At 73.4% G+C, this 26,332-nt stretch carries 24 protein-coding genes; 12 read left to right on the top strand and 12 right to left on the bottom strand.

Annotation, left to right across the window (positions count from 1 at the left end):
* Positions 1-84: 84 nt before the first annotated feature.
* Complete coding sequence (locus tag HUT06_RS10840) at positions 85-2,364, top strand: PA domain-containing protein (protein ID WP_176195603.1); 2,280 nt, start codon at positions 85-87, stop codon at positions 2,362-2,364.
* 100 nt (positions 2,365-2,464) lie between these two features.
* Here HUT06_RS10840 and HUT06_RS10835 read toward each other — a convergent pair whose 3' ends face one another.
* The 3 genes from HUT06_RS10835 to HUT06_RS10825 form a co-directional block, all read right to left on the bottom strand.
* Positions 2,465-2,947 carry a hypothetical protein gene (locus tag HUT06_RS10835; RefSeq protein ID WP_176195602.1) on the bottom strand — a complete coding sequence of 161 codons (483 nt, stop codon included), beginning with the start codon at positions 2,945-2,947 and terminating at the stop codon, positions 2,465-2,467.
* Positions 2,948-3,278: 331 nt separating this feature from the next.
* A complete protein-coding gene (locus HUT06_RS10830; RefSeq protein ID WP_176195601.1) occupies positions 3,279-4,247 on the bottom strand; it encodes a TIGR03557 family F420-dependent LLM class oxidoreductase in 969 nt (322 codons plus the stop codon).
* 34 nt (positions 4,248-4,281) lie between these two features.
* Positions 4,282-4,818, bottom strand: coding sequence for a bacterioferritin (locus HUT06_RS10825; protein WP_176195600.1), 537 nt, complete (start codon positions 4,816-4,818; stop codon positions 4,282-4,284).
* A gap of 228 nt (positions 4,819-5,046) precedes the next feature.
* Here HUT06_RS10825 and HUT06_RS10820 point away from each other — a divergent pair, with 228 nt between their 5' ends.
* The 4 genes from HUT06_RS10820 to HUT06_RS10805 all read left to right on the top strand — a co-directional run bounded on the left by HUT06_RS10820 (position 5,047) and on the right by HUT06_RS10805 (position 8,228).
* On the top strand, positions 5,047-5,334 hold the full coding sequence (locus HUT06_RS10820; RefSeq protein WP_176195599.1) for a hypothetical protein: 288 nt from the start codon (positions 5,047-5,049) through the stop codon (positions 5,332-5,334).
* 118 nt (positions 5,335-5,452) lie between these two features.
* Positions 5,453-5,674 carry a hypothetical protein gene (locus HUT06_RS10815; protein WP_176195598.1) on the top strand — a complete coding sequence of 74 codons (222 nt, stop codon included), beginning with the start codon at positions 5,453-5,455 and terminating at the stop codon, positions 5,672-5,674.
* A complete protein-coding gene (locus HUT06_RS10810; protein ID WP_176195597.1) occupies positions 5,674-7,020 on the top strand; it encodes a hypothetical protein in 1,347 nt (448 codons plus the stop codon). Before HUT06_RS10815 ends, HUT06_RS10810 begins: the two co-directional genes overlap by 1 nt.
* 293 nt (positions 7,021-7,313) lie before the next feature.
* Entirely contained in the window at positions 7,314-8,228 is a 915-nt protein-coding gene (locus HUT06_RS10805) for an alpha/beta hydrolase family protein (RefSeq protein ID WP_254715106.1), read from the top strand.
* Between the two features lie 19 nt (positions 8,229-8,247).
* On the opposite strand, the gene HUT06_RS10800 is transcribed toward HUT06_RS10805, so the two are convergent.
* The gene (locus HUT06_RS10800) at positions 8,248-9,465 is read right to left on the bottom strand and encodes a PP2C family protein-serine/threonine phosphatase (protein WP_176195595.1); all 1,218 of its coding nucleotides are present in this window, start codon (positions 9,463-9,465) and stop codon (positions 8,248-8,250) included.
* A 47-nt stretch (positions 9,466-9,512) separates the two neighbouring features.
* Positions 9,513-10,040 carry an MSMEG_6728 family protein gene (locus HUT06_RS10795; RefSeq protein ID WP_176195594.1) on the bottom strand — a complete coding sequence of 176 codons (528 nt, stop codon included), beginning with the start codon at positions 10,038-10,040 and terminating at the stop codon, positions 9,513-9,515.
* A 253-nt stretch (positions 10,041-10,293) separates the two neighbouring features.
* Between HUT06_RS10795 and HUT06_RS10790 the strand changes: the two genes are divergently transcribed.
* The 3 genes from HUT06_RS10790 (at position 10,294) to HUT06_RS10780 (ending at position 13,879) form a co-directional block, all read left to right on the top strand.
* Entirely contained in the window at positions 10,294-11,157 is an 864-nt protein-coding gene (locus tag HUT06_RS10790) for an arpA protein (RefSeq protein ID WP_176195593.1), read from the top strand.
* 11 nt (positions 11,158-11,168) lie between these two features.
* Entirely contained in the window at positions 11,169-12,014 is an 846-nt protein-coding gene (locus tag HUT06_RS10785) for a class I SAM-dependent methyltransferase (protein WP_176195592.1), read from the top strand.
* A 71-nt stretch (positions 12,015-12,085) separates the two neighbouring features.
* Positions 12,086-13,879: a choline/carnitine O-acyltransferase gene (locus tag HUT06_RS10780; protein ID WP_176195591.1), complete on the top strand. Its 1,794-nt coding sequence runs from the start codon at positions 12,086-12,088 to the stop codon at positions 13,877-13,879.
* Positions 13,880-13,912: 33 nt separating this feature from the next.
* Here the strand turns inward: HUT06_RS10780 and HUT06_RS10775 are convergent, their stop codons facing one another.
* The 5 genes from HUT06_RS10775 to HUT06_RS10755 are packed head-to-tail and all read right to left on the bottom strand — an operon-like array spanning position 13,913 to position 18,110.
* Positions 13,913-14,488, bottom strand: coding sequence for an antibiotic biosynthesis monooxygenase (locus HUT06_RS10775; RefSeq protein WP_176195590.1), 576 nt, complete (start codon positions 14,486-14,488; stop codon positions 13,913-13,915).
* 46 nt (positions 14,489-14,534) lie between these two features.
* Positions 14,535-15,743 carry an ABC transporter permease gene (locus HUT06_RS10770; protein ID WP_254715105.1) on the bottom strand — a complete coding sequence of 403 codons (1,209 nt, stop codon included), beginning with the start codon at positions 15,741-15,743 and terminating at the stop codon, positions 14,535-14,537.
* Positions 15,740-16,480 (bottom strand): ABC transporter ATP-binding protein, encoded by a 741-nt coding sequence (locus tag HUT06_RS10765; RefSeq protein WP_176195589.1) that lies wholly within the window; start codon positions 16,478-16,480, stop codon positions 15,740-15,742. The genes HUT06_RS10770 and HUT06_RS10765 overlap by 4 nt, the downstream gene beginning before the upstream one ends.
* Complete coding sequence (locus tag HUT06_RS10760; RefSeq protein ID WP_176195588.1) at positions 16,477-17,604, bottom strand: peptidoglycan-binding domain-containing protein; 1,128 nt, start codon at positions 17,602-17,604, stop codon at positions 16,477-16,479. The genes HUT06_RS10765 and HUT06_RS10760 overlap by 4 nt, the downstream gene beginning before the upstream one ends.
* Positions 17,604-18,110, bottom strand: coding sequence for a hypothetical protein (locus HUT06_RS10755; protein ID WP_176195587.1), 507 nt, complete (start codon positions 18,108-18,110; stop codon positions 17,604-17,606). The genes HUT06_RS10760 and HUT06_RS10755 overlap by 1 nt, the downstream gene beginning before the upstream one ends.
* Positions 18,111-18,266: 156 nt before the next feature.
* On the opposite strand from HUT06_RS10755, the gene HUT06_RS10750 reads away from it, so the two are divergent.
* Entirely contained in the window at positions 18,267-18,923 is a 657-nt protein-coding gene (locus HUT06_RS10750) for a response regulator transcription factor (protein WP_176195586.1), read from the top strand.
* Positions 18,920-20,116 carry a cell wall metabolism sensor histidine kinase WalK gene (locus tag HUT06_RS10745; protein ID WP_176195585.1) on the top strand — a complete coding sequence of 399 codons (1,197 nt, stop codon included), beginning with the start codon at positions 18,920-18,922 and terminating at the stop codon, positions 20,114-20,116. The genes HUT06_RS10750 and HUT06_RS10745 overlap by 4 nt, the downstream gene beginning before the upstream one ends.
* Here the strand turns inward: HUT06_RS10745 and HUT06_RS10740 are convergent.
* Positions 20,113-21,372, bottom strand: a complete 1,260-nt coding sequence (locus HUT06_RS10740; RefSeq protein WP_217711276.1) for an FAD-binding protein — start codon at positions 21,370-21,372, stop codon at positions 20,113-20,115. The genes HUT06_RS10745 and HUT06_RS10740 overlap by 4 nt on opposite strands.
* A gap of 121 nt (positions 21,373-21,493) precedes the next feature.
* Between HUT06_RS10740 and HUT06_RS10735 the strand changes: the two genes are divergently transcribed.
* Together HUT06_RS10735 and HUT06_RS10730 are read left to right on the top strand one after the other, a co-directional pair.
* Positions 21,494-24,271 carry a tetratricopeptide repeat protein gene (locus tag HUT06_RS10735; protein WP_176195584.1) on the top strand — a complete coding sequence of 926 codons (2,778 nt, stop codon included), beginning with the start codon at positions 21,494-21,496 and terminating at the stop codon, positions 24,269-24,271.
* A gap of 142 nt (positions 24,272-24,413) precedes the next feature.
* The gene (locus HUT06_RS10730) at positions 24,414-25,454 is read left to right on the top strand and encodes a phosphotransferase (protein WP_368406966.1); all 1,041 of its coding nucleotides are present in this window, start codon (positions 24,414-24,416) and stop codon (positions 25,452-25,454) included.
* Here HUT06_RS10730 and HUT06_RS10725 read toward each other — a convergent pair.
* Positions 25,356-26,114 (bottom strand): hypothetical protein, encoded by a 759-nt coding sequence (locus HUT06_RS10725; protein ID WP_176195582.1) that lies wholly within the window; start codon positions 26,112-26,114, stop codon positions 25,356-25,358. The two genes, HUT06_RS10730 and HUT06_RS10725, sit on opposite strands and share 99 nt — an antisense overlap.
* Between the last annotated feature and the right edge of the window lie 218 nt (positions 26,115-26,332).

Raw genomic sequence — 26,332 nt, 5'->3', positions numbered from 1 at the left:
TGGCGGAAGCCGCCACCGCCGTCCCTGGATCGCCGCCGGGCGGCGGCCCGACAATCAAGATCCACTTCTTGGGGAGGGATGGCCATGTGGCTGAAGACCGCGGCGGCCCTGGCGCTCGGCGCCCTCGGGCTCGCGGCGCCCGCGGCGGCGGGCACCGGGCCGGCGGCCGGGCTGCGCGCCGCCGCCGGAGCCTATGACGTCACGCTGCCCACCGGCGACGCGGTGCGCGTCGCGGGCGGCGCCGCGACGGTGAAGCCCGCGCCGGGACGCGCGCCCGCGTTCTCGGTGCGGCACAGCGGTGGGGACCTGTACGTCGTCCCGGACGACCGGCTCACCGACGACCCGGAGCGCTACAACGTGACGGCGCTGCACGAGGGCCGCGGTCCCGCCCCGGCGCGCTCGGCGGCGCCCGCGGAGGACCTGGTCACCGTGCGGGTGCGGAGCATCGCACGGGACGGGCGGCCGGGGCCCGGCACGGTCGGCTTCGTGAACGTCGAGGACGCGGCGCTCGGCAACGCGCACCGGCCGCTGCCGGGTTCCGCCGGCGGCCCGTGCACCGACGAGCGCTGGAACGACTCGAACTGCGTACGGCTCCGGCCGGGGACGTACTCCGTGATGGGCGTCGTCAAGACGATGCCGTCGTGGGCGCCGGCCACCGGTCCCGGGAAGCCGCTCAACTACAGCCTCGTGGGGTACCCGGAGATCGACATCACCGGGGACACCGAGATCGTCCTGGACGCGCGCAAGGCCGAGGAGGTGACCGTCCGGACGCCCGACCACGCGACCAGGCCGAATCTCGGCGCGATCAGCCATCTGATGTGGACCCGCGGCCCCGCGAACGGTCCATCGGTGGACGAGGGCGTCTACCTGAACGCCGGCGCGACGCTGGAGCAGCGGGTGTTCCTGCAGCCGACCCGGCAGGTCCGCACCGGCACGTTCGAGGTCTACACGCGGTGGCGGCTGGAGGCGCCGGCCGTCACCATGCGGGCGCGGGGGCGCTCCCTGCACCCCTCGTACTATCCCGCCGGCTACTTCAGCGACACCTCCGACCAGTTCCCCCGCCTGGACGGCACTGCCCGCATGCGGGTCGCGGACGGGGACGACCCCGGCGCCCGTCTGCGCGGCGCCCTCGCTCTTGTCGAGCGCAAGGACGGCGTGCCGGTCGCCGAGCAGTCCACCAGGGCCGCCAAGGCGGGCGCCCGGATGGTCGCCGTCTACAACGACGAGCCCGGGGTGAACGACGACCCCGGCGGCTACGGGGTCCAGTTGCGGGTCCCGACCGTGCGGCTGTCCCGGGAGGAGGGCCTGGCCCTGCTGCGCCAGAGGCACGCCACGGTGACCGCCAAGGGCGTCGCGGACAGCCCGTACCAGTACGACCTGGTGCTCCCGGAGACCGGACGGATTCCCCGCGACCTCGGCCATGTCGTCCGCACGCGGGACCTGGCACGCGTCGACAGCGCCTACCACGGCAGCGGCGCCATGTCCTTCGCGCGCTACGGCAAGCGCCCGTGGGAGGAGTTCGCGATCGCCTACAGCAGCCCGGTCACCGGCACGCCCCGGACGCGCGCGGAGTACGTCTCGGCCGACCCGCGGACCCAGTGGTCGGCGATGGCGATCACACCGGAGCAGCCGTACAACAACGCCTTCCCCGGCCCGGAGACGCCGCACCTCGTGCTCGGCGAGACGAAGTGGTCGGCGTACGAGCCGCGCGACCGCGAGGCGCACTCCTGGGGCAGGGCACCGCTCGCCGGCGGGATCAACGCGCTGGACCCGATCACCCGCGCCGGCGACCAGATCCGCCTCCACGTGGGGATGGTGGACGCCGCGCGCAACTTCTCCAACGCCTATTCCAGTTCATTCCCGAACGGATTCACCACCGATTTCCGCGTTTACCGGAACGGGGAACTCGTCGCCCAGACTCCGCACCGCGCGAACGGCACGCTGACGACGACGCCGGACGACGCCGAATACCGCGTCGAATACGACTTCGCCAACAACGCCCCATGGGCCAGGCTGTCGACGCGCACCAGGACGTCCTGGAAGTTCCGTTCCGCGCACACCTCCGGCGTGACCGTCCTGCCACTTCTCCAGGTGGAATACGACGCCCGTCTGGATGTGCGTAACAGAACACGTTCTAGAACGCTGCGGCTGGCCGCCGGCTACCAGGACGGCTCCGCCGCGCGGCTGCAGCGGCTGTCGCTCCAGACGTCCTTCGACGACGGTGCGACGTGGACGGACGTCCCGGTGCGGGGCGGTGCCGCGCGGCTGCGCGGCAAGGGTGCGGTCTCCCTCCGGGTCACCGCCGAGGACACCCGGGGCAGCGCGGTGACCCAGGAGGTCATCCGCGCCTACGAGCTGCGCTGACGACGGACGCGGCCGGGCGCCGCGGCCCCGGCGGGGTGCCGGGGCCGCGGCGCGGCACGGTGCGCGGCCGGTGACGTCGGGCCGGCCGCGCACCGCCGGGTCAGGAGGCGGCGAAGTCGTACGTCGCCGACACGGTCGCGGGGTCGGGGCAGAGCCAGCCGCTGGTCTTGCGGACGGTCTGGTTCGCGAACGCGGCGGTCACCGGCAGGTCGGAGCCGGTGAAGGTGCCCGACAGGTTGCCGCCGTAGGTGCAGCCGATGGCGCTCATCGCGAACCCGTTGATGGTCGCGACGCCGCCGTCGAGCTTGCCGCTCCACGGCAGGTTCTGCGGCGTGACCGTGACGCCGCAGCCGCCGACGGACGCCGAGGTGATGGACAGCGTGCCGTCCGAGGCGATCGTGCCGGACAGGGTCGAGCTGGTGCAGGTGGCCGAGACCCCTGCGTTGATGGTCATGTTCCCGTTGAGGGTGGCCGTGAAGTCGCCGGCCGTCCAGGCCAGCGCGGGGGTGGCGGTCATGGCGACGGCGACGGCGGCCGCGGCCGTGATCGAGGCGATCGCGGCCGGCTTCGTGATGCGGGACAAGGGAGTCCTCATTTCGAACGGTGGGCGTCGCGCCTGCACCCGGCGATACGGGGTGGGAGGCCCGCCGCCTCGCACGCCGGCCCCGCCCTGGCCAAGGGCGTGGCGGCGCCGATCCGGGGGCCGGGAGCCGGGCGCCGTCTCGCTTCGTCGCGCGGCACCTGCGACTCCAAGTAGAACGCGTTCTATCCAGAACATAAGAAAGATTCTCCGGCCGGTCAATGATCGGCCGGAGATCTTCTGTTTTCTTTTCCTTAGGGCGTCCGCAACTCGGTGTAATGAACGTCCGTTAGCAGCCCCAAGTCAGGGGTCCGGTCTCGGGCGCGGCCGAGGCTCAGCCGAAGCGTTCGCGGAGCGCGGGCAGCAGGTCCGCCTCCGCCCACGTGCGGAAGTCCTTCTGGTGGTCCGGGCCGGACTGGCAGAAGGAGATGTGCGTGAAGCCCGCGTCGGCCCACTGCCGGACGGCCTCGACGTAGTCGCCGACGTCGTCGCCGCACGGGACGGACGCCACGACGTCCTCCGGCCGGACGGTCTTCGTCGCCGCCTCGAAGTTCACCGGTCCCGGCAGCTCCGACATCACCTTCCAGGCCGGCGCCGAGAACCGCCAGATCCGGTGGGCGCGCCGCTCGCACTCGTCGCGGTCCTCGCCGAACGCGACCGGGATCATGCCGTAGACGGGCTTGCCGGCCCCGCCCTGCTCGCCGAAGAGGCGGACGACGTCGCCGACGGGCTGGTCGGACATCAGGATGTCGGCGTGCTCGGCCGCGAGCCGCCCGGCCTGCGGGCCGAACGCCGCCATCCCGATCGGGACGGGCCGGTCCGGCAGGTCGTAGAGCTTCGCCGAGTCCACCCGGTAGTGCTCGCCCCGGTAGTTGACGTAGCCGCCGCCGAACAGCCGCCGGATGATCTCGACGGCCTCGCCGAACATCGCGTGCCGGACGTCCACCGGCGGCCAGTCCCGCCCGACGACGTGCTCGTTCAGGTTCTCCCCCGCGCCGAGGCCGAGGATGAACCGGCCGTCCGACAGCACGCCCATCGTCGCGGCCTTCTGCGCCACCACGGCCGGGTGGTAGCGCATCGTCGGGCACGTCACCAGCGTCACCAGGGGCACGCGGTGGGTCGCGTGGGCGAGCGCGCCCAGCACCGACCACGCGTAGGCGGAGTGCCCCTGGTCCTCCAGCCACGGGAAGTAGTGATCGGAGATGGTGACGTAGTCGAAGCCCGCCTCCTCGGCCTCCACGCCGTCGCTGATGAGCTGCTTGGGCGGTGTCTGCTCGCAGAGCAGCGAGTATCCGAATTCCATGCGGCTCGCATACCCGAGTGCGCCGGGTGAACCCTCAGTTGCCCAGCAGGTCCATCAGGTCGTCGGCGTGCTCCTCCTCCTCGGCGAGGATGTCCTCCATGATGCGGCGCGTCGTGACGTCGCCGTCGCCGAGCCAGCGGATGATCTCCTGGTAGGACTCGATGACGATCCGCTCGGCGACCAGGTTCTCCTGCAGCATGCCGCGCAGGTCGCCGTCGTCGAACGTCGCGTAGGTGGTGTGGGAGCGCCGGGCGAGGGTCTCGGGGTCGAAGTCGGGGTCGCCGCCGAGCTGGCTGATGCGCTCGGCGGCGCGCATCGCGTGGTCGCGCTCCTCCGCGGCGTGCTCCGCGAACTCCGCGGCGACCTGCGCCCGGTCGATCCCGGTCGCGCTGATCGCGTGCTGCGCGTAGCGCATCCAGCAGACGATCTCGGTGGCGAGGACGTCGTTGAGGACCCCGATGACCTCCTCGGCGCTCCTGCCGTAGCCGGCCGTCACCGGCCCGTCGGTCATCTTGCGCCGGGCGCGTTCCCGGATCGCCGCCACGTCGATGCTGAAGCTGCTTTCGGCCATTCCCGTCCTCCTCCTGATCATGTGCGGGCGTAGCCCGTCCTACCCAGCAGGGCGGCCTCATGCGCCGGTACGCGAAACGACGCGCGGAAGCGGCTGGACACGTCACGCTTGGCCACGGACCGTCACACGTGCTATACGTAGAGCTACCTCGCTGCGACCCTGTGGCGAGGAAGGGACATCCGGTATCCACCTTGAGATCCGGGCGTGACAAGGAAGAAAAGGAACCACATGAAGTCCTTCAGCTACACCGAGCTGGACAAGCTGGCCGGCGAGGTTCTGCCCGAGCGGGCCGTGCTGTCCACCCTTCTCGTCGGTGGCGGCGACGACGACAACCACAACTTCAACCTCAACGCCAACCACGGCGACAACGGCGGCGACGACGGTCACACGGTGACCACCAGCTCGTGCTCCGCCAACTCCAACCAGCCGCAGATGGGCCTCCTCACCCTGTGGCAGACGTCGCCGGCGGCCAACTCGCAGATCTGCACGCCGGCCAGCGCCGCGCTCAACGGCTGAGCTCAGGTCTGACACCGCGGGTTTCGGCCCGCACCGGAAGGGCTGGCGTTCACGCGCCAGCCCTTCCCCCTTTTCCTCGATGAACATGCGGTCAACGGACTGATCCCGAAAGGGAGCCATGAACCCTCAGAAACTTTCGTACAGCGATCTGGACCAGCTCTCGGGCGAGGTCCTGCCACCCCGGCTCGCGCTGTCCTCCGGCGGCGACACGGTCGTCATGTACGCCTGCCAGGCGACGTACTCCTCGGGCACCACGGGGCTGCTCGGCAGCGGGCTGTTCGCCCAGCCGGCCTACTCCACGATGACCTGCGTCCCGGCCACCGTGGTCGAGCACCACTGATGGGCTCTCCCGCGACCCCTGACGTGGCGGGCGGCGGGCGGCCCGCCGCCCTCACCCTGCCCGCCCTCGTCGACGGCGCCGAGATGGTCGGCGAGTTCAAGAACTCCGGCTACCGGGAGCCGCCGCAGCTGGTGCGGCTGCCGGACGGCCAGCTCGTCCGGCTGCCGCCGCTGCTGTTCCTGGTCGCCAAGGCGCTGCACGAGCACCGCGACCTCGCCGGCGCGGACGTCGCGCAGGCGCTCGACCGGGTGGCCGCGGCCGTCACCGAGGAGGCCGGCGCCCAGCTCACCGGCGAGCAGATCGTCTACCTCGCCGACCGCAAGCTCGCCCCGCTCGGCGTCACCACCTACAGCGACGGCACGGCGCCCGCGCCCGTGAAGGCCGACCCGTGGCTCGCGCTGCGGTGGCGGGTCGCGGTCATGCCCGAGTCGTTCACCTGGTTCGTCGGCGGGCTGTTCTGCTGGCTGTTCCGGCCGGTCGCGATCGCCATGATGCTCGTCGCGTTCGCGGTCAGCGAGGCGTGGCTGCTCACCAGCCACTCGGTGGCCGGCGCCATCACCACGGCGATCATGAACCCGGTCAGCATCCTGCTGATCCTCGCCCTCGGCATCGCGTCGTGCGCGTTCCACGAGGTCGGGCACGCCACCGCCTGCCGGTACGGGGGCGTCCGGCCGGGGGTCATGGGCTGCGGGATCTACCTGGTCTGGCCCGCGTTCTACACCGACATCACCGAGTCGTACCGGCTCGGGCGGGCCGGCCGGCTGCGCGCCGACCTCGCCGGGGTGTACTTCAACGCCATCTTCGTGGTGGGGCTGACGCTGGCGTACCTGCAGACGGGGTTCGAGCCGCTGCTCGTCGCCGTCCTCTACGTCAACCTGGAGATGATGCAGCAGCTCCTGCCGACGCTCCGGTTCGACGGGTACTACATCATGTCCGACCTGGTCGGCATCCCCGACCTGTTCAAGTACATCGGGCCGATCCTGCGCCGGGCGCTGCTGCGCCGCCCCGCCGACGCGCGGCTGGACGAGCTCAAGCGCTGGCCGCAGGTCTTCGTCACGGTGTGGGTGCTGACCGTCATCCCGCTGCTGGTCTTCCAGATCGGGCTCATCGTCAGCCAGGTCCCGGCGCTCGTCGCCAAAGACTGGATGATGATGCGGCGGCTCGGCGCCGAGGCGGCGCACGGGGCCGGGGCGCTCGAACTGGTCACCTCCGGGCTGCAGATCATCCTGCTGATCCTGCCGCTGGCCGGCGTGGCGCTGATCCTGTACGGGGTCGGGCGACGGCTGGTGCGGTGGGCCGTCCGCTACGTCCAGGGGCCCCCGCCCCAGCCGATGCCGGACGCCTAAGCCCGCCCGGACGAGCGCCGGACGCCCGCGACGGGCGTCCGGCGCTCGCGCGTCGGGCCTCGGAGAATGCATTTTATACAGTTTTTGATTGGCGCTTCACAATGGCGGCGCACGGGAACCCAATACGTATAGGGAGAGAAAAGACCGCACCACGGCGCTCCCCTTTCCCGCCAAGGCCGGCCCATCCCGCCGGTGTTTCCGGAAGGCCCCCATTGCTTCGCCGCAGCACCCCCGCCGCATGCTCGGCGGCCTTCGCACTGCTCCTCCCCGCACTCCCGCCGGCCGCTTCCCTGGTGCTCGCCTCCCCCGTGCTCGCGGGCGCCTCCGCCACCGGCGCGCGGGTCGTCGCCGAGCGGTCCGTCGCGTCCCGCACCCTGGACCTGACCATCGCCTCGCCGGCCATGGACGGCCGGCAGAAGGTCCGCCTCCTGCTCCCCCGCGGCTGGTCGCGGGACGCGCACCGCACCTGGCCCACGCTGTGGCTGCTGCACGGCGGCGTCGACGACTACACCGCCTGGACGCGCGACACCGACGTCGCCCGGCTCACCGCGGGCAGCGGCGCCATCGTCGTCATGCCGAACGGCGGCCGCTGCGGCAACTACTCCGACTGGTGGAACTACGGGCGCGGCGGCTCCCCGCGCTGGGAGACGTTCCACCTGACCGAACTCCGCCGCATTCTCGAACGCGATTACCGCGCCGGCACCGCCCGGGTGGTCGCGGGCAATTCCATGGGCGGTCTCGGCGCCATGCTGTACGCGGCCCGCCACCCCGGCATGTTCAGGGCCGCCGCGTCGTTCAGCGGGTACGTGGACACCCTCCACGGCCACGAGCCGGGCGACGACTCGACCGGCTGGGGACCGTCGTTCGCCTGCCCCGGCACCGACTGGCGGCGCGTCTGGGGCGACCCCGACGACCAGGCGGCGATCTGGCGTGCGCACAATCCGACGGACATCGCCGGGCGGCTGCGCGGCGTCCGGCTGTGGGTGGCGAGCGGCAACGGAAGGGCGGGGTCGCTCGGCGGGCTGCCGTTCACCGATCCGGTGGAGGCCGCCGCGAACGGCAACGCGCGCGCGTTCACGGCCCGGCTGCGCGCCCTCGGCATCCCGGTGACCGTGCGCTTCTTCGACGGGCAGCACGACTGGCCGTACTGGCAGCGCGACCTGCACCAGGCGTACCCGATGCTGATGGCGGCCCTCGGAGCCGGCTAGCTCGGGTCCGCCGGCCGGCTCAGGTCTGCCGGATCGCCTGCAGCGCGGCCTGCCGCCCGCCCCAGCCGTGCCATTCGAGGAGCAGGACGGTGGCGTCGTCGTCCAGCCGCCCCGCGTGGTGCGCCAGGATGCTGTGGATCAGGCGGCGCAACGTCTCCGGTGCCGCCAGCCCGTCGGCCTCCCGCTTGATGATGAAATCGACGAAGCGGGCCAGCCCGAACTCCCGCTTGCCCGGGTCGCGGGCCTCCACGATGCCGTCGGTGTAGAGCAGGATGCGGTCACCCGGTTCGAGCTGCTCGGTGCACAGCGCCGGCTCGACGCCGAGGCCGGTGCCGAGCGGCGTGCCGGGGCGGCATTCGAGCCTGGTCACCCAGCGCCCCTTGCGGATGATCACCGGCGGGGGATGCCCGTAGGACGCCCAGGACAGCACGCCGGACCGCAGGTCGAGCTCCCCCAGGACGGACGTCACGAAGCGTCCGCTGCTGTCCTGCTCGGCCAGCACCTCCTCGATCCCCTGCCCGACCCCCAGGAGGTCGGCGCCCTGCAGCCGGTGGTTGCGGAACGCGGCGACGGCGAGGCTGGAGGTCAGCCCCGCCGTGGTGTCGTGCCCCATGGCGTCGAAGACCCCGAAGTGCACGGTCTCGCCCGCCAGCGCGTAGTCGAAGGTGTCGCCGCCGAGGTTGTAGGCGGGCTCCAGCGCCGCGCTGATCACCACCTGGTCGTTGGCGAACGTCAGCGGCGGCAGCAGCCGCCACTGCATCTCCGCCGACACCGTCATCTCCCGCGTGCGCACCAGCCGGGAGAACGAGTCGCTGTAGGGGCCCTTGCTGACGACGATCAGCGCGATCATCCCGGCCAGGTAGTCGGCGTCGTCCCTGGCCCGCGGGTCGTCCCGGCGGATGGTCGCCCGGACCACACCGAGCCGCTCGGTGCCGTCGAGGATCGGCAGCCAGTAGTGGCAGGTCCCGTCGCCGAAGGTCTGCCCGACCACCGATGCCATGGTCTGGAACGCCCGGCCCGCGACGGTGCCCTCGATCTTCAGTTCCGGGATCTCGCCGCCGGGGTCGGCACCGGCGTCCGGGCCCCTGCCGGTCAGCAGCCGCAGGACGTTCTGCTGGAGGTCGGAGACGTAGATCACCACGTCGTGCAGGCCCACGTCGGCGGCGTGCCGGGCGGCCGCGCCCGGCAGCTGCTCCATGGACATCAGGTGGCTCTCCGCCACCAGCTCCCTCAGCATCGGCTCACCGTCCTCCGGGACCCCTCGTCCGTGCGGTCGCGGGGTACCTACCCGCCCTCGTCCCCGCCATGAGGCCCGCCCCCGCCGCCCCGCGGCGCGTCCTGCACGCTGGGGCGCCGGTCCGAGTCGGGCCAGACGTAGGGCAGGTCGTCCGGGACGCCGGGGAACTCGGGCCCGTAGAAGGCGGGGTCCTTGCGGACGAGCGCCGAGCGGTGGCTCAGATGGAACGCCGGGTCGCCCAGCCAGGGCGGCAGCTCGCCCGCGGCGGCGAGCCGCTCCTGCCCGCGCGGCTCCCGCACGCCCCGTGCCCCGGCGAGGTCGGCCGCCAGGGTCGCGGCGCAGGTGTCGGCGTGGCCGAGGTCGCACCACCGGGCGCACATCTCCAGGCCGTACCGGACGAGCGCCTCCTCGTAGCCCGTCCACATCAGCGCGGCCGGGTGGTGCCGCCAGCCGTAACCGGGCACCGTGAGCGCGCGCAGCACCTGGATCGTCTCGACGCGCTGCTTGCCGAGCCGCCGCCGGTCCAGTGCCCGGGCCGTGGCGGCGAAGTCCGCGTACGGCAGAAAGGTCTGCACGACCGCCCCCTGTCGCTCCCCCTGTCACTCCCTCTGTGCCCCGGTCCTACCCGCCGCGGGGCACCGCCGCGCACGGCGGGTGAGATGGGACACACCCGGCGCCGTCGCGGCGCGCGCGGCGGAACGTTCGAATCCACAGGTCACGGGCCGGGCTTATCGAATTCTGACAAACCGCCCCGGAAAGGCGGGCCATGAATTCCCGGAAGGACTGTGCTAAAACCCGTCTTGGGTTCGGCGACGCGGAAGGAACGTCATGGGCGCGGCGGAGTCTCTCGCACAGGTGGCCGACACGGAACGCCATCCGCTCGCCGAGCCGGACGGCCCCGGCTGGGCCGCGGCCGTTTCGCACACGCGCGCCGAGCTGGCCAAAACCGGGTGCTGCGTGCTGCCCGACTTCATTCGCCCCGCATTGCGGGACGTACTGCGCACGGAATGTGCGGAGATCGCGCCGTCCGCGCATTATGACGTCGAAACGGTGAACGCCTACAACATCGACATCGGCACGCCTTTGCCGGACGGTCATCCGGGCCGCATCACGGTCCAGCGGGGCAACGCGTTCGTCGCGCGCGACCGCGTCCCGGCGGACGCCGTGATCCACCGGCTCTACGCGAACGGGCTTCTCCAGCGGTTCGTGGCGAGCTGCTTCGGACTGCCGCGCGTGCACGAGCTGGCCGACCCGCTGTCGGGGCTGGTCCTCAACGTGGTCGGCCCCGGGATGGAGCACCCCTGGCACTTCGACACCAACGAGTTCACCGTCAGCCTGCTCACGCAGGAGCCCGAGGACGGGGGCGTCTTCGAGTACTGCCCGAACATCAGGACGGCGGAGCGGGAGAACCTCGCCGACGTCCGGGACGTGCTGACCGGCCGCGGCGAGCGCCTCGTCCGCCGGCTGACGCTGCGTCCCGGCGACCTGCAGCTGTTCAAGGGCCGGTACTCGCTGCACCGGGTGAGCACGGTCCGGGGGGACACGGCGCGGCACACGGCGATCTTCGCCTACAGCGAGCGCCCGGGGGTCATCGGCAGCGTCGCGCGCACGAGGCAGCTCTTCGGCCGCGTCCTGCCCGAGCACCTGGCGGCGGAGGGGCGCGCCGTCCGGGTGGACCAGCTGCTCGACTAGGAGGCCCGCCGTTGCGCGTCGACACGACCGGCAAGATCTCGCTCGACCACATCTACACGCGGCCCGATCCCCGCGCCTATTTCAGCACGCTCCGCGATCTCGACTACAACATCCCGGAACTGGCCAAACCGCATTTCCAGCGGCTCATCGCCGAATACCGGGAGACGCGCGGCGTTCCGGTCCCGACCGTCCTGGACATCGGCTGCTCGTACGGGATCAACGCGGCCCTGGTGAAACACGGCGCCACCATGGCCGAACTGTACGAGCGCTACAGCGGCCGCGACGCCCACCGGCGGACGCGCGCCGCCCTGGTGACCCTCGACCGGGAGCTGGTCGATGCGGGCGCACCGGCGAACCGCGTCCGCTTCCTCGGCCTCGACGCCTCCGACAGCGCCCTCGCCTACGCGCTGGACGCCGGTTTCCTGGACGGCGCCGTCCACGCCGACCTGGAGAACGGCGAGCCGACCGGCGAGCAGCGGACCCGGCTCGCGGCGGCCGACCTGGTCGTCTCCACCGGCTGCCTCGGCTACGTCACCGAGCGCACCATCGCCCGGATCGTCGACGCCGCAGGAGAGCGCACCGGAGAGCGCACCGGGGAGCGCACCGGGGGGCGGCTACCGTGGATGGCGCATTTCGTCCTGCGCATGTTCCCGTTCGACCCGATCGCCGACACCCTCGCCGCCGCCGGGTACGAGACCGTCCGCCGCGACGGCCTGTTCCGGCAGCGGCGGTTCGCGACGCGCGAGGAGCAGGCGTCCGTCCTGGAGCGGCTCGCCGAGGTCGGCGTCGACCCGGGCGGGCTGGAGACCGACGGCTGGTTCTACGCGCAGCTCTACATTTCCAAGCCGGCCGGCTGAGGCGGCGGGCCACGCGCCTACGGCGACTCCGGCACAGACAGCAGCTCCGGCACAGACAGCAGAGGAACGAAGTGAACGCCAGCGAAGAACTCTCGTCCCGCACCTTCGGCAACGAGGCGGGGCTGCCGCGCGTGCCGCTGCCCACGCTCGACGCGACCTGCGAGCGGTTCATGGAGTGGTGCGGGCCGCTGCTGACCGAGGACGAGCGGGCCCGGACGGAGTCGGCGCTGGCCGCGTTCGTCCGGCCCGGCGGCCCCGGCCGGACGCTGCACGCCGCGCTCGAGCGCTACGACGCCGCCGAGGGCGTGCACAGCTGGCTCGACACGTTCTGGCCGTACCGCTACCTCGGCCGGCGCGACCGGATCGCGCTGAACGCCAACTTCTTCTTCCTGTTCAAGGAGTCGCCGGAGGGCCAGGCCGAGCGCGCGGCCGGGCTCATCGCCGGGGCGCTCGACTACAAGCTGCGGCTGGACGGCGAGCGCATCCCGCCGGTCGTGCAGCGCGGCCGCCCGCTGTCGATGGTGCAGAACCGGTTCCTGTTCTCGGCGACCCGCATCCCCGGCGCCGAGCAGGACACCGTCCGCGCGCCCTACACCGACGCGTGGCCGGGCCCGTCCGACGCCCGCCACATCGTGGTGTTCTTCCGCGGCACCATGTTCCGGATGGACGTCCTCGGCCCGGACGGCCTCCCCCACACCCTCGACGAGCTGCGGGCGGGCCTCGGCACGATCCTGAAGGCGGAGGCGGCGGAGGAGCCGTCCGCCGGGCACCTCACCACCAAGGCCCGCGCCGAGTGGGCGGCGAGCCGCGACGCGCTGCTGGACCTCGGCAACGCCAAGGCCCTGGACGAGGTCGAGACGGCGCTGTTCTGCGTCTGCCTGGAGGACTTCGCCCCGGCGGACACCCTCGACGCCTGCGACCACCTGCTCCACGGCGACAGCGGCAACCGCTGGTTCGACAAGGCGGTGTCCTTCATCGTGTTCGGCGACGGCACCGCGGGCATCAACGTCGAGCACTGCGGGCTGGACGGCACCACGATCCTCAGCTTCGTCGACGCGCTGCTCGGCACGCCGGCCGGGGAGCTGTCGCGGCGGTCGGGCGCCGCCGCGCAGGGCCTCCCCGCGATCGAGCCGATCCGGTTCGCCCTGGACGAGGACCTGCGGCGCGACATCGGGAAGGCGGCGGCCGCCTTCGCCGGCTACGCCGCCGCGACCGCCACGGCCGCCGTCTCGTTCGAGGACTTCGGCGCCGCCGAGGCCAAGCGGCTGAAGACGTCGCCGGACGCGTTCGTCCAGATGGCCTACCAGCTCGCCCACAAGCGCGCGAAGGGCCTCACCGGCACCACCTACGAGTCGATCGCGACGCGCCAGTACCGGCACGGCCGCACCGAGGCGATGCGGGTCGTCACCCCGGAGGTGCTGCGCTTCGTCGCGGCGATGGACGACCCGGCGGCCGACCGGGAGGCGCGCCGGAACGCGTTCCGCGCCGCCGCCGAGGCGCACGTGCGCCGCGCGAAGGAGTGCCAGGCCGGGCAGGCCCCCGAGCAGCACCTGTGGGAGCTGCAGCTGATCGCCAAGCGGCGCGGCGCCGACCTCGGCGTCACCGGGCCGCTCCCGCTGTTCGACTCGCCCGGCTGGGTCACGATGCGGGACGACTACCTGAGCACCAGCTCGGCGCCGTCGGTCAACATCCGGTACTTCGGGTTCGGGTCGACCAGCGAGCAGTGCATCGGGATCGCCTACGTCCTGCTGCCGGACCGCTTCAACCTCTACCTGAGCACGCCGCGGCCCGTCGCGGACGCCATGTACGCGTTCGCGGACAGGCTGCGCGAGGCCGTCCAGGAGCTGCGCGACCTGCTCGCCTGACCGCGGGCCTCTCCCGGCCCGCCGCGCGGCGGGTCAGCGGCCCGGCCGGGCGGGGCGGTGGATCCGCCCGGCCGGGTACAGCCAGCGCCGCAGCAGCCGGCTGAGGCCGGGCATGATCACCACGGTGAGCAGCGGGATCACGATCACCGGGAACGTCAGCGCCTGCAGCGGCACCGGCCACGACTTCGTCAGCGGGGTGGCGAACGCGTTCAGCAGCAGGCTGAGCGGATACACCGCGCAGAACGTCACGACGATCATCTTCGCCTTGGACGGTGCCGGGACCGACTCCCCGGGCAGGCTGAACCACGTCTCCAGCCCGGTGGTGTCCAGATGGTGCTCGTCGGCGATGCCGCGGACCCGGTCGATCCACTCGGCCCGCTCCGGCGACCGCAGCCACCGGTCGAGGGCGTCCTGGCCGGCGAAGTGGACGACGGTGTAGTACCGGTGCCGCGCCCCCTCGGCGCGCAGCCACGTCGCGCCCCGGTGCCCCGGATGCTCGGACGCGACCCGGTGGAGGCCCTCTGCCCATTCCTCGAAGTCGCGCTCCCGGCCGGGCCTGACGTCCCAGGTGACCACGAGCGTGACGGGCTCGGTCTCCGCGTTACCCATACCGGAGATCTCACCCGTCCCGCTCCGTCCATGCCCGCCCCCAGGCTCAGGTGGCGGCGAGCGCCTCGGTGGGGCTGAGCCGGGACGCCCGGACCGCCGGGTACAGCCCCGCCGCCGCGCCGATGACCAGCGTGGCCGCGACGCCGCCGAGCACCGCCCAGGCCGGGATCACCACCGGCCACCCCTGGTAGAGGGCGTAGCCGGCGGTCACCAGCGACCCGATCAGCGCGCCGCCGACCCCGCCGAGCGCCGACAGCAGCAGCGACTCGGCGAGGAACTGGGTGCGGATCTGGCCGCGGGTCGCGCCGAGGGAGCGGCGCAGCCCGATCTCCGCGCGGCGCTCCAGCACCGAGATCACCATGGTGTTGGCGACCCCGACGCCGCCGACGAGCAGCGCGACCGCGCCGAGGCCGAGCAGCAGCCCGGTGAACGCCTCGCCCGCCGCCTGCCGCGCCGCGAGCGCGTCCGACGGCCGCGACACCTCCACCTCGTTCGGCGCCGCCGGGTTCGCGGTCGGGCCGAGCACGTCCCGGACGTCCTCGACGCTCGCGTCCGCCGACCGGGTGTAGATCGTCGTCGGATGCCCGTCGAAGCCGAGCACGCTCCGCGCGGCGGGCCAGCCGACCAGCGCCGCGGTGTCCAGCTCCGGCGCCAGCGGCACCGGCGCGAGGATCCCGATCACGGTGAACCGGTGGCCGCCGACGAGCACCTGCACGTCCGGGGAGGCGTGCCCGATGCCGAGCCGCTCGGCGGCCTTCGCGCCGAGCACCACCGCGGGGAACCTCCCGGTCGCGGCGCTCAGCCACACGCCGCGGCTCAGCTCCGCGCCCGTCGCGGCGCGCAGCCCGGTGCGGGCCGCGTACGTCGCGATCCCGCTGGTCTCGGTCGCGGGCACCTTGCCGGACCGGTAGACCTTCGCCTCGTCCAGCAGCCCGATCGCCGACACCTCCCGGACCGGGGCGATGCGGGCCACCATCCGCTCCGACTCCAGCGGCAGCTGCGCCTTCTCGCCGGTGAGGGTGCTGCCCGGCGACACCGTCAGCAGGTTCGTGCCGAGCGCGGCGAGGGCCCGGTCCAGCTCCGCGCGGGACGAGGAGGACACGCCGACGACGGCGACCATCGCGGCGATCCCGATCGCGATGCCGAGCGCGGACAGGAACGCCCGCATCGGACGTGTCCGGAGCCCGACCGCGCCGACCTTGACCACGTCCCCCGGCCACAGCCGCGCGGGCCGCAGCGTCCCGGCGGCCGTCACTGCGCCGCCTCGGGAAGGGCGGCCTCGGAAAGGGCCGCCTCGGCCTGCGCTGGGTCGGCCTGCGCCGCCCCGGTGAGCGCGGAGTCGGCGACGACGCGGCCGTCGCGCATCCGGACGCGGCGCGGCAGCCCGGCCGCGATCTCCCGGTCGTGCGTGATGATCACGACGGTGGTGCCGGCGGCGTGCAGCTCGCGCAGCAGCGCCATCACCCCGTCCCCGGACGCCGAGTCCAGCGCGCCGGTGGGCTCGTCGGCGAGCAGCAGCGCGGGCTCCCCCGCCACCGCCCGCGCGATCGCGACCCGCTGCCGCTCCCCGCCCGACAGCTCGTGCGGTTCGTGGTCCAGCCGGTGGCCGAGCCCGACCCGCTCCAGCGCCGCCGCGGCCCGCCGCCGCCGCGCCGCCGCGCGGAGCCCGGTGTAGAGCAGCCCGTCCGCGACGTTGTCGATCGCGCGCGTCCCCGCCGCCAGGTGGAAGTGCTGGAACACGAACCCGATGCGGGTCGCGCGGAGCGCCGACAGCTTGGCGTCGGTGAGCCGCCCCACGTCGTGCCCGTCGATGTGGACGCTGCCCGACGTCGGCCGGTCCAGCGTGCCGAGGACGTTCAGCATCGTCGACTTGCCCGACCCGGACGGCCCGACGATCGCGACCAGCTCGCCCGCGCCGATGTGCAGCGACACCCCGGCGAGCGCGTGCACGCCGCCCGGATACCGCTTCACCACGTCCCGCAGCGCGATCATTTCGGCACCCCCACGACGGTGCCCGCGGTGATCCCGGGCCCGGAGATCTCGACCTTGCCGTCCGCGAACAGGCCCGTCTCGACCGGGACGTACGAGGAGGCCGCGCCCTTGACGACCTCCACGCCGAAGCCGCCCTCGCTCAGCGCGACCAGCGCGGTCACCGGGACCGTCAGAACGTCCTCGCGCTTGCCCGCGGTGAACGTGACATCGACCGAGGCGAGCGCGTACCGCGCGGCGGACTTCTTCGCCTTCGCCGTGTCGAGCCAGATCGTCACCTCGACCTTCGTCGCCGGGTCCTGACCCTGCTCGCCCGGCTCGATCACCGTCGTGACCTCATCGATCTCCGCCGTGACGGTCTCGTTCTCCGGCAGCGTCACGGTGACCTTCGCGCCCTTCCTCGCCATCCGCTGGTCGGCGGTGTCCAGTGCGACCGTCACGGCCTGGCCGGTGCCCGTGCGGGTGAGCACCTTCTTGCCGGGCGCGGCCGGCTCGCCCGCGCTCGCCTGCACGCTGTCGACCCGGACGGGCCCGTCCGCGAACACGACGCGGCCGAGCTCGACGGTCCCGGTCTCCGCGACGCCGATGTCCTCCTGCCATTCCCGGACGGCGTCGGCGGTGTCGGCGGTGTACTCGTCGTCCACGGTGAAGCCGCCGTACCCGAGCGCGCTGAGGTTCTTCTCGAACCGCTTCACGTCCGCGCCCTCGGTGCCCGCCTTCAGCGGCCGGTAGGACGGCCGCGACCCGTACATCAGCACGACCGGGTCGCCGTCCACTTCGTACAGCTCGTGGCCGCGGGTGATCTCGGCGCCGCTCTCGGGGAGCTTGGTCAGCGTGCCGCGCAGCTGGCTCGTCACGGCGGACGTCGGACCGTAGCCGAGCTGCCCGTCCTCGGTCTGGGCGTCGTTGAGCGTCTGCCGCGCCACCTTCGCGGTGGCGGGCGGCAGCGCCGGGTCCGTCCCGCCGCCGGAGTCGCCGCCGCCGAGCGCCGCCGCGGCCGCCACCCCGCCGCCGGCCGCGACCAGCGCGGCGACCCCGAGCGCGAGCAGCGGCCGGGGCCGCCGGCGGCGGGTGCGCGCGGGCCGCTCCCGTGCCGGGGCGCTCTCGTCCACGGCCGTCCCGCCCATCACTTCCCGCCCTGGAGGATCTTCTGGCACTCCTGCTGGGCGGCCTCGAAGTCGGGGTCCTCGCCGACCTTCGCGTCGATCCGGATGCCGCGCTGGCCCGGCTTCGGGTCGGGGAACGCCTCCACGCCGTGCTGCCGCATGCATTCGGCGTGCTTGCGCGCCCGCTCCTGCATCTGCGGGTCGGGCGCACCGGTCGCGTTCGCCTGCGGGTTGTACTGCCGGCACGCCTCCATCGCCTTGTCGACGGTCTCCTTGTTGCCCTTGACCTTGAGCTGGACGCCCTTGCCGGGCTGGGGGTCGTCCATGTCGACGCCGTGCTCGCGCATGCACTGGGCGAACTTCACGCCCATCTCGTCCCGGTTCGGCTTGGCTCCGCCGCCGGCCGCGCCCTGCTGCTTCGTGCCGCCCGCCGACGCCACACCGGCGTCGCCGCCGTCGTCCGAGCCGCATCCGGTCAGCGCCAGCGCCAGCGCGAGCGGCAGCGCCGCCAGGATCCGCAGTCGCATGTCTCCTCCTCGTCCGCCGGCCGGAACCGTTCCGGCCGGACGCGGAGCGATGCAACCCGGCCGGACGTTTCCCCCGCGTTTCCGCGTCCGCGGAGCCCGGCGGCTAACGGCGACGAAACACGCCGTCGGGCACCATCACCCCTCGGAGGAGGAGTGATGAGAGTTCTGGTGGTGGAGGACGAGCGGCTGCTCGCCGACGCGATCGCCGAGTGGCTGCGGGACGACGCGCACGCCGTCGACCTCGCCTACGACGGCGCGGCGGCGCTGGAGCGCGCCGGCGTCAACGACTACGACGTGATCGTCCTGGACCGCGACCTGCCGCTCGTCCACGGCGACGAGGTGTGCCGGGAGGTGGTGCGGGGCGGGGCGGCGGCGCGGATCCTGATGCTGACCGCCGCCGCCGAGGTCACCGACCGGGTCGGCGGCCTCGGGCTCGGCGCCGACGACTACCTCACCAAGCCGTTCGCGTTCCCGGAGCTGGCCGCCCGCGTGCACGCGCTCGGCCGCCGGTCCCGGCCGGCCGCGCCGCCGACCCTGCACCGCGCCGGGATCACCCTGGACCCGGCGCGCCGCGAGGTGTTCCGCGACGGCCGGTACGTGCCGCTCGCGCGCAAGGAGTTCGCCGTCCTCGCCGAGCTGCTGCGCGCGGACGGCGCCGTCGTCTCCGCCGAGCAGCTCCTGGAGAAGGCGTGGGACGAGCACGCCGACCCGTTCACCGGCGCCGTCCGGCTCACCGTCCTCAAGCTGCGCCGCAAGCTCGCCGACCCGCCCGTGGTCGAGACCGTCAAGGGAGCGGGGTACCGGATCCCATGAAGCTGTCGCTGCGCGCCCGGCTCACCCTCACCTACTGCGGCCTGTTCCTGGTCGCCGGGGTCGTCCTGCTCGGGGTGACGTACGCCCTGTTCAACCAGCAGCTGTCCCGCTCGGGCACGAAGGTCCTCGCGACCCGGCTGGCCCCCGCGCCGCGCACCTCGCCCGCTCCACGGACCACGCCCGCTCCGGAGCGGCGCCTCCCGGAGGAGCAGCTGATGGCGGACGCCGAGGGCTGGATGAAGAAGCAGCGCGCCGAGCTGCGCGACGCCGCCGTCACGTCCCTGGTCACGCAGGGGTCGATCGCGCTGCTGGTCGTCGGCGGGGCCGCGGCGGGCCTCGGCTGGCTGATCGCGGGGCAGGTGCTGTCCCCGCTGCACCGCGTCACCGAGACCGCCCGGCGGATCGCCGGCTCGCCCGCCGCCGACCGGGGCCTGCACGAGCGCATCGCCCTCACCGGCCCCCGCGACGAGGTGAAGGAGCTCGCCGACACCTTCGACACGATGGTGGAGCGGCTCGACCGGTCCTTCGACGGCCAGCGCCGCTTCGTCGCCAACGCCTCGCACGAGCTGCGCACGCCCCTCACGCTGGGCCGCGCGCTGGTCGAGGTCGCGATGCACCGCGCGTCGGCGTCCCCGGACGTCCGGCAGCTCGGCGAGACCCTGCTGCAGATCAACGCGCGGCACGAGCGGCTCATCGGCGGCCTGCTGCTGCTCGCCCGCTCCGAGAACGAGATCACCCACCGGGCGCCCGTCGACCTCGCGGACGTCGTCGCCCATGTCGCGTCCCAGACCGCGCCCGAGGCCAAGGAGACCGGGATCGGCGTGGAGACCGACGCGGCCGAGGCCATGACGTCGGGCGACGCCCTCCTCCTCGAACGCGTCGTGCAGAACCTCCTGGAGAACGGCCTGCGCCACAACACCGAGGGCGGCTGGGTCAGCGTCGCCTGCCGCACCGAGGGCGGCCGCGCCGTCCTGGAGGTCGCCAACTCGGGCCCGGCCGTCCCGCCCTACGAGATCCCGGCGCTGTTCGAGCCGTTCCGGCGCCTCGACGGCGACCGCGTCGTCACCGCGAAGGGCGCCGGGCTGGGGCTCTCGATCGTCCAGTCGATCGTCCGGGCGCACGGCGGCACGGTCACCGCCGTCCCGCGCGCCCAGGGCGGCCTGGCCGTCACGGTCGCCCTGCCCGGCGGCTAACCGCGCGGGACGAGGGCGTCCACGAACGCGTTGCGGAACTTCCCGCCGGGATCCAGCTCGCCCGCCAACGCGGCGAAGTCGGCGGCGCGCTCGTAGCGGGCGGCGACCCGCCCGCCGGGCGTGGTGCTGAGCTTGCCCCAGTGCGGCCGCGCCCCCAGCGGGACGAGCCGCTCCTGCAGCGCGGCGACCGCGGGCAGCACCCCGGCGGGGTCGTCGTGCCAGGTGAAGTGGAGGGTCACCGAGTCCCGGCCGTACGCGGGGCTCAGCCACAGGTCGTCGCCGCGGACGGTGCGGATCTCGGAGATGTGCAGGACCGGCGCCAGGACGTCGGCCAGCTCCCGCACCTCCGCGATCGCGGCGCCCGCCGCCTCTCTGGGCAGGAACCACTCCGACTGCAGCTCGCGTCCGGCGCTCGGCGTCAGCTCGGGCCGGAAGTGGGGCAGCCGCTCGTGCCACGGGCCCGGCTCGCCCAACTGGACGGTGCAGGCCGCCGGGTCCATGCCCGGCACCGGATGCACCGCCGCGCCCGCCGCGCGCCCGCCGCTCCACACCGGCCCCGGCGCGCCCGCGCGGCATTTGAGCCACACGGCGGCCTCACCGCCGCGCCACCCGGTGAACGCGCTGACGCTGTAGGCGGCGCCGAACACCTCGTCGAACCGGGCGGCCAGGTCGTCGAGCGGGACGCCGAGCCGGACGTTCTGCGCGACCTCGAACGCGGGCTCGACCTCCAGCGTCAGCCGCGTGACGACGCCCAGCGCGCCGAGCGCGACGACCGCGCCGGGGAAGGCGGCGTCGGCGTCCCGCCGCAGCTCGCGCAGGTCGCCGTCCGGACCGACGAGTTCGAGCGCGGTCACCGACGCGGACAGGCAGCGCAGGCCGTCCCCCGACCCGTGCGTGCCGGTCGCGCACGACCCGGCGACCGAGATGTGCGGCAGCGACGCCATGTTGGGCAGGGCGAACCCCTTGCGGTGCAGATCCGCCGCGACGTCCGCGTACCGCATCCCGGCCGCGACGGTCACGGTCGACCGCGCCGTGTCGACCTCCACCAGCGGCGGCAGCCCGTCGAGCCGGACGAGGTCCCCGGTGGTGTCGGCGACCAGGCTGAACGAGTGCCCGCTGCCGAGCGCCCGCACCTGCCGCGCGTCGGCCACGATGCGGCGCAGGGCGTCCACGGACTCCGGCCGGTGCACCCGCGCGGCCCCGTAGCCGACGTTCCCCGCCCAATTCCTCAGGCGCGCACCCTCACGTTGATCCACAACGGCACCGTACTTCCGGCGCCGCCCTTCCCATAATGGCCACTTGTGTATTTGTCCATATTTTCCGGACGATTCGCACGTTACGGTGAAAACCAGGTCGATCTAACCGCGGAGGGCCGGCATGACGACCTTGTTCGGCGAGGCGAACGCCGAGGGCGACCTGGTATCCGGCGACAAGCACGTCCACCTGGCTCCGGCCCCCGAAACGGAGGGCCCGCCCCGGCAGCTCCCGCTGGACGTGCCCGGGTTCACCGGGCGCCGGGACGTCCTCGACCGGCTCGACGCCCTCATCGAACCCCCGGGGCAGTCCCCCGTCATCATCGCGCTGACCGGCATGCCCGGCATCGGGAAGACCGCCCTGGCCGTGCACTGGGCGCACCTGGTGTCGGAGCGGTTCCCCGACGGGCAGCTCTTCATCGACCTGCGCGGCTACGCGCGGCGTGGCCCGGTCTCCCCGCGCGAGGCGCTCGGCCAGGCGCTGCGCACGCTGCGCGTCCCGTCCAGCCGGCTGCCGGTCGAGGAGGACGAGCTCGCCGCCCTCTACCGGTCCCGGCTCGCCGGGAAGCGGGCGCTGATCGTGCTGGACGACGCCGCGTCCGCGCAGCAGGTGTACCCGCTGCTGCCGGGCACGTCGTCCTGCGTGGTGGTCGTCACGGCCCGGCGGCGGCTCACCGCGCTGGTCGCGCGCTGCGGCGCCCGGGCGACCGCGCTCGACCTGCTGTCCCCGGCGGAGGCGCGCGACCTCGTCGGCGAGGTCGCCGGCCGGGAGCGGACCCGGCGCGAGCCCGGCGCCACCGCCGAGCTGGTGCGGATGTGCGCGCGGCTCCCGCTGGCGCTGCGGGTCGCCGCCGCGAACCTCGCCACCCGCCCGCACCAGTCGGTGGCCGACACCGTCGACGCGCTCGCGGAGGGCGACCGGCTCGCCAAGCTCGCGGCCGGCGAGGACCCGGACGAGGCCGTCGGGGCCGCGTTCGACCTGTCCTACCGGGGCCTCGCCCCGGACCGGCGCCGGGCGTTCCGCCTGCTCGGGCTCGTCGAGGGGCCGAACGTCGCGGCCGGGGCCGTGGGCGCGCTGCTCGGCACGACCCCGGAGGCGGCCCGGCGGCTGCTCGACGAACTGGAGACGGCCGGGCTCGTCCAGGCGATCGGCGGCGGGCGCCACCATCTGCACGAACTGCTCCGCGAGTACGCGCGGGGGCGGGCGCTCCAGGAGGACGCGACCGTCGTCCGCACCGCCGCCATCCGGCGGTTCGCGATGTGGTACCTCACCACGGCGCAGCAGGCCGGGCGGTTCCTCGACCGGTACCGCCGGACGATCCGCCAGGAGCTGACCGCGCCGCCGGTGGACCCCGACCCCGCCGAGCGGGCCCGCCACCTCGAATGGTTCGCCGCCGAGCAGCAGAACCTCACCGAGCTGACCCGGCAGGTCGCGCGCCTGCACTGGGACCAGCTCACCTGGGAGCTCGCCGACGCCGTCTACGACTTCTTCGAGCTGCGCCGGTACTGCCACGAGAACCTGGAGGTCCACCGGTCCGGGCTGGAGGCGGCGCAGCGGGGCGCGGACCCGCTCGCCCGCTTCTTCATGCACCACCACATCTCCGTCATCTACCGGGAACTGGGCCAGACCCAGGAGGCGCTGCTCGAGGCGGCGCCCGCGCTGCAGCTGAGCGTCCAGTTGCAGGACCGGTACGGGGAGGCGGCCGTCCTGGACAACATGGCCCGGACGCACCTGCAGCTCAGCGACTACCGGATGGCCCTAGACCTCGGCAAGCAGGCGCTCGCCATGCGCCGCGAGATCAGCGACCGGCACGCCGAGGCGACCACGCTGGACACCCTCGCGCGCGGCTACCAGGGCCTCAGCGAGTACGACCGGGCCTACGAGTGCGCCGCCGACGCGCTGGAGATACGCAAGGAGATCAAGGACCTGCGCGGCGAGGCCGAGACCCTCGACAACATGGCCCGCATCTACTACGGATGGGGCCGGATCCGCGAGTCCCAGGCCGCCACCGAGCAGGCGCTGCGGATCCGCCGCGAGATCGGCGACCGGCACGGCGAGGGCGAGACGCTCGCCTTCCTCGGCTACCTCTACATGCGGATCGGCCGCCACCTCCAGGCCCGCGCCCACGCCGAGGAGGCGCTGAAGATCCGCCGCACGATCACCGACCGGCAGGGCGAGGGGCAGGCCCTGGTGTACCTCTCCACGATCAGGCGGCGGCTCGGCTGGCACGAGAAGGCCGTCGAGGCCGGCCTGGAGGCGCTCGACGTCCTGCAGGAGCTGCGCGACCGGCACGGCGAGGCGGAGGCGCTCGACAGCCTGAGCCGCTGCTACCGGCGGATGGGCATGTACACCGAGGCCAGGGAGGACGCGAACCGCTCGCTCGCGATCCGCCGCGAGATCGGCGACCGGCACGGCGAGGCCAACACCCTGAACGCGCTCGGCCTCATCGAGCTGAACGCCGGACGGCTCGGCCAGGCCCGGAACGCGGCGAAGCGCTCGCTGCGGCTGTGCCACACGATCGACGACAAGCGCGGCATCGCCGGCTCCCTCGACCTGCTGAGCAAGGTGTACCTGCGGATGGGCATCGCCGGGAAGGCGCTGCGCACGGCGGAGAAGTGCCTGAGCCTGGAGAACGACCTCGGCCACAGCTACGGCAAGGTCGTCACGCTGCGCAACGTCGGCGAGATCCTGCTGCGGCTGGACCGTCCCGAGGACGCCCTCGTCCGGGTCCGCCTGGCCCGCGACCTCGCGGCCCAGATCGGCGTCCAGCACGAGGAGATCAAGGCGCTCCGCCTGCTCGCCCAGATCCACCAGGCCACCGGCGACCCGTCCGCCGCCGCCACTAAAGCCGAGGCGGACGCCCTCGACCGCCGGCTCAGCCACCTCCTCGGCGACCCCTGACCCGCCCGCGGCCCGACGGCTCGCCCAAAACCCTCTCCCGACTGGTTGTGGATTTTCTATTCATGAGTTTCGGTCGCTCTTCTGTGGTGCAATTTGCTGCTGAGGCCTATGTGGGGCCTGTTATCGCACCCGGGGACGTACCTTGCTCCCGAATGACCGTTTTCTCACTTGCCGTGGGATTCTCAGGCGGCATTACGGCCACCGCCGGCCGCTGTTCCTGGGCGCCCCGCGCCGCCACTACAGCCTGCACTACCTGTACCGGCACGCTGACCGGACGTACCTGATCTCCCAGGTGCGCAGGGAGCGGGGACGGGTCCCTTTCGAGTGGCAATTCGCAATTATGCGAGCACTCGCCGATACGGCGGCGAGTTCCGTGGTGCGGTCCCCAGTCGGGACCCGGAAGGGACATTCCTGGGTGGCGCGTCCGCGACACCACTGGTTCGTCCGCTCCCATACCGAGCACGATCCGGCCCCCGACTGGCTGGCGGCCTCCCTGGTCGGGGACGCTGCGCGCAAGCTCGCCCTGGTGCACCGGAGTGCCGGCGTCGTCGACCGGGCGTCCCTGGACACGGCGCGGACCCGGCTCCACGTCTACGACTGGCCGATGACCCGGGTCCTCCGGAAGGCGGGCCCGCTGATCGACGACATGGTGTCGCGGGGGCGCCCGCCGGCCCACATCGAGGCCGTCACGGCCGGGCTGGACCGGTTGGCCGCCGAGCGGGTCGGGCTCTACCTCGGCCCCAAGGGGCTCACCCACCACGATCTGCGGACCGAGAACCTGCTCGTCCGGGACGGCCGGGTCGTCGAGATCGTCGACTGGGACCGGGCGCACTGGGACGTCCAGTGGTACGACGTCGCGCTCGCCGGGCTGCACCTGGCCCACCTGGGCGCGGACCGGCCGCGCTGGGACCTCGCGGACGCCTTCGTCGCCGCCTACCGGGACGAGACCGAGCACGACCTCAAGGACGAGGCGCTGGCCTGGCTGTTCCGGTTCACGGCGGTGCGCAACCTCGCGGTCTCGCGGTCGCCGGCGAAGTGGGCGCGGCTGCTGCGCGGCGTCGATGAGCGCTGGCCGGACGGGCCGTCAGCGCTCGTGGACGGTCTTGTCGCCGAGGACCATGTCGCCGTGGACCTCGACGTGGTGGAAGACGGTGGTTCCCTGGGGGCCGTCGGAGTCCGGTGAGCGCGGCGCCGGGGCCATGGCCGGGCGCGGTGCGAGATCCGGGGCGGGGCCTGCCAGGTACATCCAGGCCTCGGCGGTGGTCTCCTTCACCGTGACCGTCACGGGTTCGAAGGCCTTCGGGTCGAGTGCGCCGTGCAGGTGCGCGACGTAGGCGTCGTAGACGAACGACGAGACGATGAAGCCCAGGTCGGCGCCCCTCTCGGCGAGGGCGGTCTTGAGGGCCGGGGCCTCCATGAGGCGGGCGGCCTGGATGATGGCCTGGCCGTTCAGGCCCTCGGCGTCGGGCGCGACGGGGCCGACGTGCAGGGCGACGCGGAGCTGGACGCGGACGGCGGCGCTCGCGCGGTGGTTGTGGCGGCGGAGCGCGACGGCCAGGTGCCCGGCGAGCGGGTCGATCAGCGAGGCGGTGGGGACGGCCGGGGAGACGACCACCAGGGCGCCGTCGCTGCGGTCCTCGCGGTAGGTGTCGGCGGCCGGGACGTCCGAGGCCTCCAGGGCGGCCAGGAGGACGCCGTAGGTGACGTCGCGGACGACGCGGCGGTCGTCGTCGTCGCGGGACGGGTCGCCGAAGCCCGCGACGTCGCAGAAGAGCACGGAGCAGTTGAGCCCCGACCAGGTCGCGGGCGCGCGGGCGGGCGCGCGGTCGAGTGGTGCGTCCACGCACTCCAGTGAACGCCGCCGGCGGCGGGGCGTCCAGGTCATCGGGCACAGAGCGGCGGGTATTGCGGCGTGTTATGGCCTGCTGACATTTCCGCGTGTTCGGGGTGCGGTGCGACTTTTGTGGCGTTCCTCGGTTCCTCGCGCGGGGATTTCCGGCCGGAGTTCCCCCGGCACCGGCAGGGAGTCGCGCGGGGGGCGCGCCCCACGCCGGGAGAAAT

Source organism: Actinomadura sp. NAK00032, assembly GCF_013364275.1.
Classification (GTDB): Bacteria; Actinomycetota; Actinomycetes; order Streptosporangiales; family Streptosporangiaceae; genus Spirillospora.
This window is presented reverse-complemented; position numbering and strand designations above follow the sequence as displayed.